Origin of the sequence: Macrococcus sp. 19Msa1099, from assembly GCA_019357535.2 — a bacterium.
In the GTDB taxonomy this organism is placed as follows: Bacteria; Bacillota; Bacilli; order Staphylococcales; family Staphylococcaceae; genus Macrococcoides; species Macrococcoides psychrotolerans.
Genome location: CP079955.1, coordinates 660,929 through 678,386 on the forward strand (window position 1 = coordinate 660,929; position 17,458 = coordinate 678,386).

At 37.0% G+C, this 17,458-nt stretch carries 14 protein-coding genes; 5 read left to right on the plus strand and 9 right to left on the minus strand.

Going from position 1 to position 17,458, the window contains the following annotated elements; all coding sequences use genetic code 11:
- Window positions 1-20 precede the first annotated feature (20 nt).
- Window positions 21-1,484 (minus strand): ATP-binding protein, encoded by a 1,464-nt coding sequence (locus tag KYI10_03450; GenBank protein ID QYA33498.1) that lies wholly within the window; start codon window positions 1,482-1,484, stop codon window positions 21-23.
- A 41-nt stretch (window positions 1,485-1,525) separates the two neighbouring features.
- Here KYI10_03450 and KYI10_03455 point away from each other — a divergent pair, with 41 nt between their 5' ends.
- The gene (locus KYI10_03455; GenBank protein ID QYA33499.1) at window positions 1,526-2,386 is read left to right on the plus strand and encodes a hypothetical protein; all 861 of its coding nucleotides are present in this window, start codon (window positions 1,526-1,528) and stop codon (window positions 2,384-2,386) included.
- Between the two features lie 56 nt (window positions 2,387-2,442).
- Here KYI10_03455 and KYI10_03460 read toward each other — a convergent pair whose 3' ends face one another.
- The 3 genes from KYI10_03460 to KYI10_03470 form a co-directional block, all read right to left on the minus strand.
- Window positions 2,443-3,042, minus strand: coding sequence for a CPBP family glutamic-type intramembrane protease (locus tag KYI10_03460; GenBank protein QYA33500.1), 600 nt, complete (start codon window positions 3,040-3,042; stop codon window positions 2,443-2,445).
- Between the two features lie 2 nt (window positions 3,043-3,044).
- Entirely contained in the window at window positions 3,045-3,227 is a 183-nt protein-coding gene (locus KYI10_03465; protein QYA33501.1) for a DUF2187 family protein, read from the minus strand.
- Between the two features lie 65 nt (window positions 3,228-3,292).
- A complete protein-coding gene (locus tag KYI10_03470) occupies window positions 3,293-3,748 on the minus strand; it encodes a sigma-70 family RNA polymerase sigma factor (protein ID QYA33502.1) in 456 nt (151 codons plus the stop codon).
- Window positions 3,749-3,960: 212 nt separating this feature from the next.
- Here KYI10_03470 and KYI10_03475 point away from each other — a divergent pair, with 212 nt between their 5' ends.
- Window positions 3,961-4,434 carry a competence protein ComK gene (locus KYI10_03475; protein QYA33503.1) on the plus strand — a complete coding sequence of 158 codons (474 nt, stop codon included), beginning with the start codon at window positions 3,961-3,963 and terminating at the stop codon, window positions 4,432-4,434.
- On the opposite strand, the gene KYI10_03480 is transcribed toward KYI10_03475, so the two are convergent.
- The 5 genes from KYI10_03480 to KYI10_03500 all read right to left on the minus strand — a co-directional run bounded on the left by KYI10_03480 (window position 4,431) and on the right by KYI10_03500 (window position 12,915).
- Window positions 4,431-5,987, minus strand: coding sequence for a M20/M25/M40 family metallo-hydrolase (locus KYI10_03480; protein QYA33504.1), 1,557 nt, complete (start codon window positions 5,985-5,987; stop codon window positions 4,431-4,433). The two genes, KYI10_03475 and KYI10_03480, sit on opposite strands and share 4 nt — an antisense overlap.
- Window positions 5,988-6,086: 99 nt before the next feature.
- Window positions 6,087-7,070 carry an acyltransferase family protein gene (locus KYI10_03485; protein QYA33505.1) on the minus strand — a complete coding sequence of 328 codons (984 nt, stop codon included), beginning with the start codon at window positions 7,068-7,070 and terminating at the stop codon, window positions 6,087-6,089.
- Between the two features lie 250 nt (window positions 7,071-7,320).
- Window positions 7,321-10,926, minus strand: a complete 3,606-nt coding sequence (locus tag KYI10_03490; protein QYA33506.1) for a GW dipeptide domain-containing protein — start codon at window positions 10,924-10,926, stop codon at window positions 7,321-7,323.
- A gap of 214 nt (window positions 10,927-11,140) precedes the next feature.
- Window positions 11,141-11,611, minus strand: coding sequence for a DUF2538 family protein (locus KYI10_03495; GenBank protein ID QYA33507.1), 471 nt, complete (start codon window positions 11,609-11,611; stop codon window positions 11,141-11,143).
- 11 nt (window positions 11,612-11,622) lie between these two features.
- Window positions 11,623-12,915, minus strand: coding sequence for an LCP family protein (locus KYI10_03500; GenBank protein ID QYA33508.1), 1,293 nt, complete (start codon window positions 12,913-12,915; stop codon window positions 11,623-11,625).
- Window positions 12,916-13,156: 241 nt separating this feature from the next.
- Between KYI10_03500 and KYI10_03505 the strand changes: the two genes are divergently transcribed.
- The 3 genes from KYI10_03505 to KYI10_03515 all read left to right on the plus strand — a co-directional run bounded on the left by KYI10_03505 (window position 13,157) and on the right by KYI10_03515 (window position 17,453).
- A complete protein-coding gene (locus tag KYI10_03505) occupies window positions 13,157-13,924 on the plus strand; it encodes a WecB/TagA/CpsF family glycosyltransferase (GenBank protein QYA33509.1) in 768 nt (255 codons plus the stop codon).
- A gap of 69 nt (window positions 13,925-13,993) precedes the next feature.
- On the plus strand, window positions 13,994-14,803 hold the full coding sequence (locus KYI10_03510; protein ID QYA33510.1) for an ABC transporter permease: 810 nt from the start codon (window positions 13,994-13,996) through the stop codon (window positions 14,801-14,803).
- 10 nt (window positions 14,804-14,813) lie between these two features.
- A complete protein-coding gene (locus KYI10_03515) occupies window positions 14,814-17,453 on the plus strand; it encodes a CDP-glycerol glycerophosphotransferase family protein (protein ID QYA33511.1) in 2,640 nt (879 codons plus the stop codon).
- Window positions 17,454-17,458: the final 5 nt, after the last annotated feature.

Below are 17,458 nucleotides of genomic sequence, written 5' to 3' on the forward strand. Positions count from 1 at the left end.
TCTTCATATCATTCGGGTTTTTATTGTACTGTCGGGAAAGAAATAATGAATGTCGTACCTTTTTGTTTCCTTGATACCACTTCAATGAAACCGTGATGGGCATCAACGATACTTTTAGTTATCGGTAGACCGAGCCCCGTGCCGTGCAGTTTTGTCGTAAAGAAGGGGTTGAAGAGTTCTTGCTGCACGTCTTTATCCATGCCTTCACCATTATCGATAAAGCGGATGACAGTAAATCCATTGGCATTCTCAACCGTAATCTTAAGTATTGCGGGGTCTGCATGTACCATTGCATCTTTGGCATTCTGGATCAAGTTGATGAGCGCTTGTTTGAACTGATCTTTAGAAACACTGATGAATGTCGGTTCATCTGTAAACTGTTTTACGACCATAATATTATGAATAGCCAGGTCGTAATCCAGAAAGTTTAAGATATCACGTATTATTTCTCGGGCATCCACACGTTCTGTATCGACTGTTGTCGGTTTACCAAGCAGCAGGAATTGGCTGACGATGAGATTGATACGTTCGAGCTCGCTTTTAACGATATGGAACTTCTGGTTATTATGTTTAGGATCGTACTGCAGTTCAAGTAACTCAACGAAGCCCTTTATTGAGGTCAGCGGGTTCTTGATTTCATGTGCAGTATTGGCAGCCAGCAACCCGATAATTTCTTTACGCTGCGTGTTGATATCTTCAAGTACCTTTTCGTTAGCACGTTTATTTCTGTAGCTGATATATAGTAGGTGTAATGTTAAGAAGATCAAAGATGCGATAAGCGTATAGATAAGCGCAGTGCTATAGACATCATAATAAATATTCCTATTTGTCGTCAGTGTGATTTCCCATGGTACTTTAAAGAACTTTTCGCTTGCAGAAATAGAATTTCTGTGTGGATTGATGGACTGGAAGATGATCTGATCATCAAAATCTTTGATAGTGACGGTCGTATCCTTCTGTAGGGAATCGATAACCGCGCCAATCGTATTCACATCGATTTCCATCGTGATGATATACTGCTGATTTAATTTGTTCACGCTTCTTGAAATGTAGAAGACCTTCTTATTAAATTCATTTTTTGTGACATTGCTAATTGAAGCGTGGTTCGAATTCGGCTGAACATTTCCCATAAAGAATGCGCGCGATTTCAATTTACTCCCCACTCGCATCTTTGAAGTTGCATGAAGAATCGTGCTCGTATCATCTAGTATATAGATGTTGATGATGCGAGGATCATTATGCTTAATCTCGTCCATTCTTTTTGTGACAGCGCTTGTATACTGAAATGCCGTCGTAAGATTATCGTTGATAGACAGGGACTCATTGATGAATGAATCAACTTGATTACTATAAATATTGATTGAGCGTCTTAGTTCATCGTTAAGCTTTTCTTTTTCTAATTCTGCAAGCGAATAAGTTATGAGTATATTCATCAGGATAAATAGTATAAAATGATAAAGTACGTACTTTTTTATATTTTTCATAGGCACTCCACAGTAATTATTTAATAAGGGCAGGGGATTTCATGAAGAAAGGAATCATTAATATACATATTATCATAACAAGCGATATATGCGGGAGAATGTTCAGTGAAAGCAATCATCCTGGATTGATAAAAGCAGCGACGTTTGTAAGAATGCGTCGTACAGGCGATGATCTGTTGCTATTGAATAATGGACAGACATTAACGGGTTCTTATGCTGCGGAATACTTTGCAGCGCATCGATCATTCAGAAGAAATCCTCAGATTACGATAATGAATGCGATGCATTATGATGCCAGCAATATCAGTATCCATGACTTTAAGCTCGGCAGAATGTACTTCAACCGCTCACAGAGTCTAAGCGATTTTCCTTTTATTTCGGTGAATATCATCAATTCACGAACGAAGGAACCTTACTATAACAAACCCTATATTATCAAGACAATTAAAGGCATCAAGATTGCAGTCATTGCGATAAGCGAGATAGGAGATGTTACAGATATCATTGAAGATATTGAAGTGGAGCACCCAGTCAATGCTATACGCACATGGATACGTTATCTGTATGATGAGGAGAATCCGGATTTCGTCATTGGCTTGCATAATGGAGATATTCAGACGATTGAAAGAGATGGCCATCTGCGTACAGAAGGACTGGATTTAATTATTACCAACAGTAATGAAAGACTACAGGACACAGAGAGAGAGATCATCTATACTTCAGGTCAAGAACACTTAACACAAGTGGATCTGGAATTTAAGGAACGCACGAATTCCTTTGAATATATTAAAAAGGATGTCGCTCCTGTAAGTATCGATCTATACCCAAATGATCCGAACCTGATGGAGAAAGTCTATTATGACGAGAAAGAATATAGACAATACAGTGAACAAATACAATAAAAAGTCTGACCTTAAGAAATCGTATAATTTCTTAAGGTCAGACTTTTTCATTGCGATTATTGTCCATAGATGATGAGCGTAATAATTGCTGTTACTGCACCGAGAACAGGCGTTATCAGTCGTTTCGTATAAAGATAGCTGAATGATAATATGAGCTGGATGATAAATAGTATAACGACAACTTCTAGGTCGACGGCATAGCTAAACAGCAAGGCGGATAATAGACTACTGATGACACCGGCAAGTATAGGGTGCATGTAACGTGTCATATTATCCTGCAGGAGTGCACGCATGAATAGTTCATGTAATGGAACGGCAACAATCAATGTGATGATGAGCTGCCATTTATAGTACACACCCATTGCTACAAGCTCACGCAGTAGTGCAGTAAATGATAATGCGAAATTCAGCTGTAGCAGGATACGATATATCAAGACGATAATAACGCTCGTTATCAGTCCCGCACCGATTGACGTCATCAGTCGTTTCGATGTGATATTACGCTCATAGAAGATATAGCCAAGCGATGAAAAGAGCAAAAGGCCGGTATAGACATGCCAGAAGACCTGTGCTTCATCACGTAACAAAAAGAGTACCACATGCATGAAAGCATAAATCGCAAATAATACAACAAGCGCGTGGTCAATTTTTTTCACGGCTATGCCTCGTGAATAATCTTATAGCGTTTATGGTTGATTACAGTTCTTTCTGGTATTTCAAGCTTTTCAAAGTTTTCCATGTACGTACAGTCAACGATCACAGAATTTTCATTGATTTTTTCGACCACACCTTGCAGTCCGTCATGAAATTCAATGATATCTCCAATTTTAGCAACAGTCATAGTCATCCTCCTCAAAAAAGTACTAATGAACATTATACTAGAAAAGCATGCTGATGAGTATCTTTTTATATCAATTTCTGAAGTTTCTTCTGACAGGATTTGCGATATGCTTTCAGTGAAGAGGTGCTCAAGTTCATCAGCTGTGCAATTTCTTTTTGTTTATAGCCTTCTAGTGTCAGCATGAGCCAAGTATATTCATTAGGTTTAAGTTGCTCTAAAAAGGCCTGGTATTCTACTAGAGATTCATCCATATAGGTGAAGGATTCTATTGCTTCCATCGGTGCATAACGATCCAGTTCTCGTTTCAATTTGCGAATTTCATCGATAAAGCAGAAGTTCAGCTTCGTAAAGATATATTGCTGCATATCAGGCGTTTTCGTAGGATCGTACGTATGATAAATATTCCATAATCGGATTGTGGCGAGCTGATACATATCGTCATACATATATTGCAGGCGATACTTGTGGATCAAATAATGGATGATGCGTTCGTTATCTTGTAGCAGCTGTTCAAATGACATTGAAGATTCCTATTCTCAACATCTAGATATTGTTGTGATTTCCGGATAGCTTTATGTTAAAGAAAGAAATGATAAATAGGTAATTAACAAACGCGCAAAATCTGTTGAAATGTTAAAGATTTTGTTAATTTTTCGTTTAAAATGCTTAAAAATCATCCAAAAAAAAGAAGATTTTGTATAATTATGTTGTAAAACAAATAAGGAGTGCTGTTATGGAGCTGCCAATATCTATACATACAATGTATCTCTATCAATATGGAGAAGTTGAAGGTCGTACAGAGTTAAGACGTTTTAATGAACAGACGGTTACCATGGACAGGCCTGCAGATCAACTGCTCGATGAAACCCTTGTGCTCTTAGGGAGTTCGCTTAAAACACGCAAATCATCTGCAAGGGTTCTGATGCGTACGAAAAAGTATATTCCGATTATGATGGAGGCGCATTTGAACTGGGCATTTTTTCAGGTTCATCAGAATAAGCAGCATTATAAAGCGTATATTAATCAGAAATATGTAACATACATAGAGGGGAGCGATGAATATACAGATATTACATTTCTGGACGGCGCGAAACTGCGTCTGCCACAGAAGGTGAAACATGTTCAGAAACAATATGAAAAGTGTATCTGTCTTGTCGATACACAGTATAAAATAATAAAACGACAATCATTGTATGATTGTCGTTAATGATGCCATAGGAATTTCTGTATCACTTTTTCGATGATATCAGGAATTTCTTCACTCACACTCTTGATATGTATGCGTTCTGAAAGCTGATGAGGATCCTTACCGAAGGCACCAATATTGATGACAGGTGCACTTAGTGCCTGCATATCGGCAAACGGTATGTTATAGTTACGACCGTATCCAGGTGTCTGATTCATATAGAAATCCGCATCTTTCATGCTTGCCTGATAGTTCACATAGCTTAGATCTGAAATGCCATTGAAATAATGAATCTTTCTAAGCTTACGATGGTAGCATTTATCCATCTGCTTTATCGCGTATTTCGATATCTGTGTAACGAGCTTATCCTCACTTGAATTTACTGCCGGATAATAGGGCGGTGCAAAGTAGGTGACGACAGTATAATCATTATGATGATGGGATGACAGTAAACCTTGAACAATCTGTTCAGTAATTTCCTGGTCAGTCTCAGCAGTAATCAATTGTTCGATATCGACATCATCTTGCTTTAGCAAATCGTGATAGGTGATGACGTTAATGTTCGGCATATCAGGTATGATGTGGGACAGGTCACGTTTAATTTCACTTACAGTACGGCGGACGATATGTTCAAACTGACTGAGCACACTTTCAGCCGTCTTTCTGAAGATAAACACATTATAATAAGCAGATGAGATAAACGGTGTCTGAACATTATAATCCTGCTTTAAGTCATGCATCTTTAAGGCAACAGGTAGCGGGGTCGTCTCTTTCTTATAATGTTCAGTGAATGCTGCATTGTATTCAATCTCCTGATTGATGCGACTGATAATATAGTTAGAACTGAGTCCTTTTAGGGGTTCACCTACATGTGTCTCCTTGCCGTAGACCATCACACCAGGCATCAGCTTACCAATGGAACCCGTATAGATATAATGTGTTTCATCGCCAGGAAGCTGGCTGAATGAAGGCTCAGAATTCATAATCAGCTTAACATCCAGCTGCAAGGACTGAACCCATTCATTTAAGAATGTTGTTGCAGCTTTCATACCAGATGATCCAACTTCTTCGTCCGGAACAGAAACGAGGATGATATTGACCGGCCAGGCCTCTAATGTCGCTTTTTCTAATATACTCATCTGCATCATCAATCCAGACTTCATATCCATCACACCACGACCGAACAAATAGTGGTCAGAATGCACATCTCTTTCAACGTCTTCATCAAATAGCGCCTGTCCTTTGAATGCTTCGATTAACGCATCACTGTCGAAAGCGTATGCCGCTAACTGCCCGTAGTCCTGCACATCCACTGTATCGTAATGACTCATCATAATAATGGTGCGATCCGTATCATAGCTCCGATATAGCGCACAGATAGCATTCTTATGATCTGATGTTTCTACAAGCTGAATATGAGATTCCGTATGCTTAAAGTAGTCGAGCTGTTCCAGCTGCTGCTTTAAGAAGAATGGGAAGCGCTGTTCTCCTTCGCTGTTTGTCACACTGTCATTCTTTACAAGTCGTTTCAATAATTCAATTCTAGCTTCCGGTGTCTGCCATAATGTGTTCATAAAGAACTCCTTAAATAAGAATTGTGAGCGTCTCTGTTGCTGTCACTTACTCTTATTATACGCATAAAAAAGAATAAAAAAATAGCAATAGAACTAAAGCTACTTTTTTAGTTCTATTACTGGTGATGTGAGCTGTTTCACTTTACGATGGCTGAAGAAGTAGACGAGAAAGACCGTCGTGAGCACCATAAACGTCAATATAGAGAAAATATGGTCATTAAAGTAGTGGTTGAGGTTCTTCGCACGGAAGATACCGACGAATAATCCGTGCAGTAAATAGATGAACATCGTCCTCGAACCGATATAAGTCAATCTGAGCTCTCTGTTCGGCACAATATTCAAGAAACTTACCGTACTGATCAATATGATCACGTACACTGCTGCGCGTTTAAGGCCACTATATATATCTGGTGTATGTGTTTCCAGTGATGCATAAGGTTTACTACCGAACAGCCAGCTGAAATCAATCTTAAAACACATATAGAAGATAAAGACAAAAAGCAATGTAATTATGGAGAATAACACATAGCGCTTATCTCTGACATGTTTAAAGTGTTCAGGCTGAGCATAATAACCGATAAGAAATAACGGCAGGAATACAAGCGTTCTGGACAGGCTTAACGTGTTGTTGATAAAGTCAAAGTAACCTGCTGCGATACCAATGAAGAACGTTACAGGCAGCACAATCTGAGGCTTAATGTCTTTAATAAAGAACAATATCAGCTGCCATGAAAATAAGCTCATCAAGAACCACATCGCCCATTGTGGATCGAAGGGATTTAATTTAATCGTCGACACATCATCGATGACATAATAATAAACAGCATAGAAAGTCTGAAAGATGATGTAAGGGACCAGCAGTTTCTTTGTGACCTTCTTAATATAGCCAGGTTTATGAATACCTTTAGCAAAGTAACCGGAAATGAGAACGAATGCAGGCATATGAAAGCTATAGATAAACATATAAAGTGCATATAAGAACGGACTCTCATCAATGTATGAACGTAATAAATGACCAAATACAACGAGGATGATGAGGTAAAGCCGCGCATTATCGAAATAGAACTCTCTTTGTTTTGTCATGGTTTACTCCTTTCAAATGATATAGTTTGCAACGATATCTTATATTGGAATAGATTATACATTTCGTTTCTAACCAATAACTACTATAGCCGTTATTCGTTCCTTTTAATCATTAAATTGCAGGACCACAAGAATTGCGTATTCTTGCTGTTCTTTTTACTGTGCGATAAAGGAATACAGCATAAAACCCGAATGATACAGAAAACACTGTATCATTCGGGTCTTGGATTGTTACTATTAAGCTTGAAGATTAGTATTCATGGATGACATAGTTCACTGCATCTAAACCTAATGTCTTGTACATGCTAGCGATAATCGCTGCATTCTTCGCTGCCCAGTTAATATCAGTTGCATATTGATGGGTTGCAGGATTTGCTGGATTCCACCTCATCTGATGTAATGTACGCTGACCATGATCGATATAAGCACTTCTGACATACTTTGCACCGCCGACAATCGCTTTAGACGGATTATCCCATCCTTGTGCTTTAGCATATTTAATGCCGCCGACTTCTGGGTTGTTATCATCAGCCTTTGCACCGTACATATTAAAGTACTTCGTGCCTTTTGAAGTAGTCGCAGTATTCGTGCTGTTGATACTAAGTCCATTTGCTAGCCTGCTTGAACCATGACCCGTCTCTAATATCGCATGGGCAATCAGGTAGACTTCATTGATGTTGAATTGCTGTGCTGCTTTAGCGAATGCTCGGCCTTGTCCGGCAAGTGCACCTTTACCGACAAGCAGCTTGTCTAATGTCTTTGCGTTGATGCCTTCTGACTTACCAAGGTCCAGGAACTGATATTTCATTACAGGGTCTGTTAGTTTATCTTGCGTACGCATTGCCTTTGTAACTTCAGCAGCTGTAGCGTTGCGTACATTGTATGCGCTCTTAGACGTACTAAACACAACTTTAGGTGCGCTGCCTGCATGAACTTTAGCAAGGTTCATCTGCTTTTTGACTGCAGCAGATAATGTTGTCGGTGATTTCAGCTTCGTAATGTTCTGCGTGAATAAGTCACTGGATGATACATAACCGATCTTGTTGTTATTATAGATAACCTTATGCCATAACGTACGGCCGACTTTATCCGTGCGAATCACTTGCAGTGTACCCCCTTTAACAGCAGACAGTTTATCGGTACGCTGTTTGTTCGCACCACTTGGAATATTATAGATATAGCTGGTCGGTTTCTTCACTGTATGTGCGGACTTTGTCCAGCTGACCGTAGCGGTCGGTACCGTCTTGATAAACTTGCTGCTGATCCATCCAAGTACCTTATTATTGTCTGCTACCTTATAGTACGGTTCGTTGTTGCGTTTCGCAGTTTCGTTTACATAGACTTGAGTATCAACAAGCTTTGTAACAGGTTTGATTGTTTTGAGATCTTTATAGATCAGCACTTGTTTCGGTGCTGTACGACCAATCAGTTTCACCGGTTTAGACTTTGTGATGACAGGGGTTCTGTCTACTGAAATTTCATGCTGTTTCAGCCAGCCACTAATATTATTTAATGTACCATAAACATAGACAGACTGATTTACCGTCATTTTCTTAGAAGGTGTAAATGATTTGCCGATGAAGGGTTTCAACTGCTTTACAACTTGTTTTATCGTACCATCTGGCATGCTGTATAACGAAGTTGCTTTGCTGTTTACTTTATATTTACCATTCATCTTAACTTCTGAAGAACGGCTTGAGACTACAGCATCACTTGCTTTCACCCAGCCACGCGGGATCTTTAGCTCATCTGTTAATGCATAGTAGGTTGCTCCGTTATACGTTGCTTTCTTATTCACATAATACGTACGGTTCGCCTTATCTGATGCATTAACACCTGACTTCTGATCAACTGAGGCGTAGATCTTAGAAGTTGGAAGTTTAACTTTAGCAACCATCTGAGCTGCAGACACCTTGATCGGCTGTGGTGCAGGCTTAACAACCGGTTTAGGGGCGTTCAGTGTCAGTTCGTTAAAGTTAATCCATCCTGTTAAATTGTTCACCGTACCGAAGTAGTAGTTCGTCTTTCCGACAGTGACTTTCTTTGTAGGTGTAAACTTCTTGCCGACATGTGATTTTAAGTTTGTAACAATTTGACTCGCTGTACCCCAAGGCGTCTTGTAGAGACTCGTTGCTTGGTTGTTAACGTTAAAGTTGCCCGTAACCGCCGTTTCAGCACTGCGATTCACTGCAGTCGTATCATTTGCTTTTACCCAGCCACGTGGCGTTTTCGTTTCGTCTGTAAGCGCATAGTACGTATTGCCGTTTAATGTCGCTTTCTTATTCACATAGTAAGTGTTGCCGGCCTTTTGACCCGCACTCACACCCGTTGCACTGTCAACAGAAGCATAGACTTTCGCCTTCGTGCTGTTGACGCGCGCCATCATCTGAGCGCTTGAAGTTGTTACTGTGCCCTTAACCGTCTCAGCCGGCTTTGGTGGCGTCGGTTGCACTGTAACTGGAGGCGTAGGTTTCGTACCATTTAACTTATAGTTATATTTCTCCTGTACAAGACTATAGAACTCATTAAAGGTATAATTGTTTTCAGCAAACCAGCCAACGGGATCTGAGTGATCTGTACCGCCGAGATAGTTTGAAACGGCCTGGTGTGACCATACGGTACCTTTACCGTCGTTATGTGCATTATCAACCGGTAACTTATAGTAGATGAGATTCGTCGCCAAGTAATCTGCTAAGTTATTAACAGACTTACTGAAACGATCTTTCCCGTATACACGCACGAGCTCAACATTAATATTACGCGAATTCGATACACCGCCAGCTCCCCATGATAAGTAATCTGTATTCGCTGTCTCGATAATGTTATTATCATCAACGAAAGCGTGAACAAATGCGTTGTTAATATTACGCGACATATATGAAATCTCGCCTTCAATCGTTGAATTCGGATTGGCGGTTTCATGAGCGACGATTCCTTCAGGCTTCGCAACACCATTACGATAGGCAATCTGTGGTGCATCCTTGAAATAACGTGTTTCATATTGAGGAACTTGATAATTATTATATTTGATATATTCATTTACTGACATGTTTGAAGGACTTTGAGCCTTTAACGTTCTGACATTTGATTTATTGGTTAAAGTACGTGCCTTGATGGACTTTGGTGCTTGCGCCTGTATGTTACTTTGTGTTGCTGAAGTCTTAAGTGTTGAAGCAGCCGTCTTAGGCGCTGTCGACTGTTTAGTAGTATTCACAGATTTTAGAGCAGGTGCAGCAGTCTTATTGGCTGTAGCAGCCGTTTGAGGTGCAGTCGATTGCGTCGTAGCGTTCACAGATTTTAAAGCGGGTGCAGCAGTCTTATTGGCTGTAGCAGTCGTTTGAGGTGCAGTCGACTGCGTCGTAGCGTTCACAGATTTTAGAGCGGGTGCTGCCTGCTCTACAGTCGGTGTCGTGGGTGTAACTGAAGTATTCACCTTAGCAACGGTCGCTCTTTGTTTCTCAGCTGTCGTATCTGCTTGAACAGCAGGTGCTTTATCTGCAGATGAAGGTGACGGAGTGGCAGTCGTCTTAGGCGCCGTTGTAGACGAAGGCGTTGTCGCAGTCGATTTAGATGTTGAAGTTGTCGCAGCTTTACCTGCTTGAGACAAGCTGTATTGAGATTTTACATCTACAGTCGCCGTCTGAGTCTTCACTGGAACAGCTTGTGCTGGTGTTGGCTGCTGTGCAGGCGATGTCGCAGTCTCTTGTACAGTCTTTGTTGCTGTTGTAGGTGTGATATCAGTCTGTGTTTTTTCAGGTGTCACTTGTGTTTGTTCAGCTGCATGCGCCACCGTTGTTCCTCCAGCAAGCATCATTAACAGTGCAGCAGGTGTTTTGTAGTAAAATTTATTATCCATGTAAGTTTCCTTTCTAATATGAACTTATTAACAATGTAATTATATACTGTCAGAAAATTTTAGTATATAAGCTTAATGATTTGTAATAATCCCTTAACATTTGCAACACCAATCTTGATGATACGGCCCTGGTCATTATCACTATATATATCGAGTAAAGAACTAAAGTTGAGCATAATAAAAAGGACTTATACTGTGTATAAGTCCTAATCGTCTAAAGCGCTTCTAATCTGATGATTGCTGTGTATTGCCAGAAGAGCTTCATTGTATTAATATTCCAGTGATTCATACCCATCGCAAAGCCGGAAGGTTTGAAGATCTGAACGTCAGAAACTTCAAGCGCAGCTGCGATTAAATACTGATAATGCACATCAATTGATTTAAAGTTCTCACTTAAGTGTCCGTCATCAAATACGAAATCCAGTGGCACATCATAATCGAATATATTAAGCTGCTCAAAGATTTCAGGAATTCCTACAATATAGCAGGCGCCATCCATGAGCGGATTTTCGCTGGCATCTCCATAATAGATGAGTAATGCTTCATAGTTCTGACGGTGATAATCGTTCACGTAAAAGAAATCTTTACGCAAATTCTCTCTGTCTTTGTTCTCGATCATGATTGTTTCTAATCGATCAAAAACTTTATCAATATGCTGATACTTCTCATAAGTTTTGCGTGTCATAGGGGCCTCCTTTAATAAATACTCGTATCTATCGGTTCTTCTATAGTTGCTTCACTATTAAGATTGTTTTCTGGCACTACAGTTTCTGTAGTGTTATCTAGCTCCGGTGAAGGAGATTCGCTGCTGTCTGTAGTATCATCAAACTCTGGTGAAGGGGCTTCACTGCTGTCTATAGTATCATCAAGCTCCGGTGAAGGAGATTCACTGCTGTTTGTAGTATCATCAAACTCTGGTGAAGGGGATTCGCTGCTGTCGTTAGTATTTTCATAAGCATCTCGAACTTCTTCTCTGTCCAGCTCCATCAAAGGAATGAGATCATTATAAAGCGTACGTACCTGGTAGTCCAGCAGGTCATCTTCTTCAGTCATCTTAAGCTCAAGATCTTCATGCAGTAGTTTAGAAATATCATAGACGTCTTCCATTACTGGATTATAATAATAAACACCGTTATACATATAATCCGTGCCTTGCAGCTGACGTTGTGTGAACTTTACATCATTTGAAGCATAATACTGTGCCATCGCACTGATATCATTAAACGTTAAGTTATGCTTTGCATTGTTACCAAGAATCTCTATCAGATCGTCCAGCTTGCTGATTGAACCTGAATCTTTCGCTTTCTTAGCCAGTGCAACAATCATCTCCATCTGACGTTTACCACGCCCAAGATCGGTGTCTACACTTCTGCTTCTGGCAAGGGCTAAAGCTTCATTACCATTTAGAAGCCGGCGACCTTTCTCTATCTTAATTCTGCCTTTGTCATTCTTCGTCGGTTCGTCGATATCAAACGGCACATCGAACGTAATACCGCCAAGTTCATCCACAATGTCAACGAACGCCTGCATGTTCACTCTTACATAGTAATCTACTGGTACATTGAACTTCTGCTCCACAGCATGTGCTGAACTTTTAGGACCACCTTCAGCGTGCGCATGCGTAATCTTATCATACATCTTAACAGATGGAATGTAACTTAGTGTATCACGCGGTATACCAATCAGGCGGACTTGTTTGTCATCACGGTTAAATGTCGCGAGAATCATAGAGTCAGTACGTGCCTCACTTATCTTCTGACCATTGTCGCGGCGCTCAGGACTGTCATCGATACCGAGGAACAGGATAGAGAAATTATCTACGGAAGGATTAACGGTATTATCACGCAGTTGAGACTTTTCGTATGCTTTATTATAGGATGTATCGATTGCCGTTTTTGTTGAATGATATAGATAAGCACCATAAGCGACAGGGACTGCAATCAGGCTGAGTGACAATAGTATAAGCATCCATTTAAATATTCTATTCATTGTTACACTTCCTATTTTCAAATTAATAAACTATTTAATTATAAAGGGTAAAATGATAAATTACAATTTTTATATATTCAGAATTAAATAGATATCAATATAGTTTTAAAAAGATAGATATATTAAAAAGAATAAAGTAAGACAATATTCCATGATTAATAAATTTGATTAAAAGATTGTAAAAATCGTTAATTTAATGTAAATTAAACACGTATGATTATGTGATGAAAGTAGGAATGCTATGAATCATAATACGAATGAGAAGGTCAATGTAATAGGGACGTATTTTGATAATTTAAGCATGATGGAAGTAACAGAGAGTGTAGTTAGTTTTATGGAAAATTATACTGATAGAAATTTGTTTATAGTTACTGCTAATCCAGAAATTGTATATTATGCTAAGAAAAATACTGGATATATGAATAAGTTAAAAACTGCAGATCTCATTGTCCCAGATGGTATCGGTATCGTTAAAGCTTCAAAAAAACTTGGAACAGAACTGAAAGAAAGGGTTCCTGGGATAGAGTTAATGGAAAATATATTAATTGAAGCAAATAAATTACATAAAAGAGTGTTCTTGTTAGGGGCCAGTAAAGAAACTGTCAAACTTTGCGAAGCTAATTTGAAAGAGTTGTATCCTAATATAAAGTTTAAATCTAAACATGGATATAAAGATATTACTGATTATAAGAGGTTAGAACAAGTAAAAAAATTTGAACCGGACATCGTCTTTGTAGCAATGGGATATCCTAAACAAGAAGACTGGATTTTTTATAATCAGCCCCATTTTAAGAATACTGTATTTATGGGAGTGGGAGGATCGTTTGATGTTTTTAGTGGAAAAGTCAAAAGAGCTCCACTTATATTTATAAAAATGAATTTAGAGTGGCTTTATAGATTGCTTACAGATTTTAAAAGAATTAAAAGAATAACAATAATCCCTTTATTTCTTTTAGAAATATACAAACAGAAGAAAAAACCATTTAATTATGAAGAGGAATTATGGTGATACAATTTTTTGATTGGAAATATGGTAAACTTATTAAATAATGAATTTCAAAGTAAAGAGGGAATATAATTGAAAGATCTAATTGGTATTATAAAAGAACAAATAGCCTCATTTATAATGGTTCAAAGGTTAGCAATTTATCAAATTAGGATTGATAATACAGGTAACTACTTAGGATCACTTTGGGAAATATTAAATCCAGCAATCCAGATCTTTATTTATTGGTTTGTATTTGGACAAGGTATCGCAGGAGGAAGAGAAGTAGATGGTATGGCATTTTTACCATACCTGCTAGTAGGCATTAGTATGTGGTTTTTCATGAACCAAGGTATATTAGAAGGTACAAAGGCAATTGTTAATAAAATTAACATGGTAGCTAAAATGAATTTCCCGCTTTCTGCTCTACCGTCTTATGTTTTGACTGCAAAATTTTACGCACATATTATTCTACTATTTTTAGTGATAATTGTAATAAATTTCTATGGTTTCCATCCAACTTGGTCCTATCTTCAGATACCAATTATGATGTTTTCTGGGTATATGTTTGTATTTGCAGCAACTTTATTGTTTTCAACTTTAGCTGTGTTAATACAAGATATCCACATGATTGTTCAATCTCTCATGAGGATAATGTTTTACCTTTCTCCAATTTTATGGGATCCTAAAAGATTTTTACCAGAATCACTACAAATATTATTAAAACTTAATCCTATTCATTATATTGCTGATTTCTATCGAGCAGCCTTGCTGAAAGACGAATGGTTTATTATAACGCATTGGGAGTATACATTATATTTCTGGTTTGTTGTATTAGTTTTATTATACTTAGGTTCGAAAGCACACATGAAGTTTAGAAACCAATTTTTGGATTATTTATAAGGAGTATATAATGAAAAAATTTAAATTTAGTATTATTATGCCAATATATAATGTAGAGAAATACCTAGAAGAAGCTATACTGAGTGTGGTAAATCAAACGATTGGATTCGAAGACAATATTCAGCTGGTATTGGTTAATGATGAGACTCCAGATAACTCAGTTTCAATAATAAAAAAATATCAATCTCTTTATCCTGAAAATGTAGTTTTTGTTGATAAAAAAAATGGTGGCGTTAGTAGTGCAAGAAATGCTGGGATTGAAGCGGCAACAGGTGAATACATTCAATGCTTAGATCCTGATGATATGCTTTCTGAAAATACGTTAGAAGCTGTATATCAATTTTTTGATGAAAAAAAAGCAGAAATAGATTTAGTTGCAATTCCAATAAAGATGTTTGAGGCGATGAGTGGGAATCATGTACTAAATAGAAAGTTTAATCAAACAAGAATCATTGATATTTATGATCAATATAATCTTATATTAATGCATGCCGCATCTACTTACGTAAAGAGAGAGGTGGCGAAACAGTTTAAGTTTGATGAAACATGTAAAATTGGGGAAGATGCTAAATATTCTACAAGTATTATTTTGGAATCGGGTAGGTATGGAGTTGTTAAAGACGCTGCCTATATGTATCGCGTAAGGGAAGATGGTAGCAGTGCAATCCAAACAATGGAAGAAAACGGAAATTGGTATAATCATACATTAGAAAGATTTAGTTTAGATTTACTGAATATCACTATAGAAAAGTTGGGATTTATTCCAAGGTATGTACAGAATATTATTATGTATGATTTGAAATTCAAGTTTAGAGTATTAGACTGTGAGTCTACTCCGTTAACGCAAGAAGAATATGAGAAATTTAAAGAAAATATTAAGAAAACTTTGCAATTTATAGATGATGATATAATTATATCTACTAAGTTCAGCCAATTGCATAAGAAGCGTGCACTAATGATGAAGAGTGAGTATGCAGGTTTAAATCCATTTAAAGTTATAGAAGGAAAGTCGAATGTGTATTTAATGTATAAGAATACGTTCTTAAATAAGTTGACAAAAGAAGCGGTAGATGTCGAGATTGTTAATATTAAAGATGACAATTTGATTATTGAAGGTGGTTTCAGAAGCTTCGCAGATATCGAAAAATTTGAAATTATCGCTAAAGTAGGGAATGGAGAATTTCCATGTAAATTGTTTAGAAGAGCAAATGAAGATAGTGTTTCATTTGATGAAATTACCCAAAAAAAATATGGATTTATTTTAGAGATTCCAAAACATTTTGTGACTAATAATGAAATATCATTTTATTTTAAGTCAGATAAATCATTTGTTAAGTTATTGACAAATACATTAAGATTTTCAAAATTAAATAAAAAAGAGAAAACGTCGTATGCTGTACTTAAAGACTTATTATATTATATAGAAAATAATAAGTTAATTTTTAAAAAATACAGCGTCAAGGAACATACTAAAAAAGAAATAGAAAAAATGAAATTCTTAATGAAAAAAGGTAAACCTGGTTATAAGGCTGTGTTATTTAGAACAGCATACTATGCACTTAATACTTTAAAGAAAAAAGATGTATGGTTAATGCATGACAGAATCAATAAAGGTGACGATAATGCACAAGCATTGCTTGAATATGCTAATCAAAAAAATGATAATATTAAGAAATACTTTATTGTCCGTAAAAATACAGACACTTATACTACATTAAAATCAAATGGTTATAATGTTGTTGGCTATGGAAGTTATAAACATAAATTATTGCATCTATTATCAGATAAGATTATTTCTAGCCATATTGATGAATGGGTATTAAACCCTTTTGGAAGCACAATCGTATACTATCAAGATTTATTTAAATTTAAATTAGTATTCCTACAGCATGGTGTAACTATGGTAGATCATTCTAAATGGTTTAATAAATTCAGTAAGAATATTGACAAGCTCATTACCTCATCACGGTTAGAATATGATTCAATGTTAACAAATAATTATTATTATACAGAGGATGAAGTTAAATTAACGGGTATGCCTAGGTTTGACAAATTAACTTCAGATTCAGATAAAAAGATTTTGTTTATGCCGACTTGGAGAAAACATTTAGTTAGTACGACGCGAGACTCTGAAGGTAATAGATTATATAATGACGATTTTAAAGATACGGAATATTTTAATAAAATCAATGAAGTAATTCAAGACAAACAATTGATGGATTTATTAGAGGAACATGGTTATGAATTATATTTCTTCCCACATCCAGATATTAGAACTCAAATCAAAGACTTTACACCTGACACTAGAGTAGTGATACCAAATTTTGATACGAGTTACCAAGAATTATTTAAAGCAGGATCAATATTAATAACAGATTTTTCAAGTGTTCACTTTGATTTTAGTTACTGTAAAAAACCTGTATTGTATTATCAATTTGATGAACATCATTTTGAAAAAAGTTATTTTTCATTTGAAAATCATGGTTTTGGACCAGTGGTTAATGAATACCAATCTCTATTTAAAGAAATAAAGAATTTGATAGATAATAAGAGTAAGATGGAAGAAAAATATGTTCAAAGAGTAGAAGATTTTTATGAATTTAATGACAGAAACAATTGTGAAAGAGTATATGATGCTATAAATAAATAAATAAA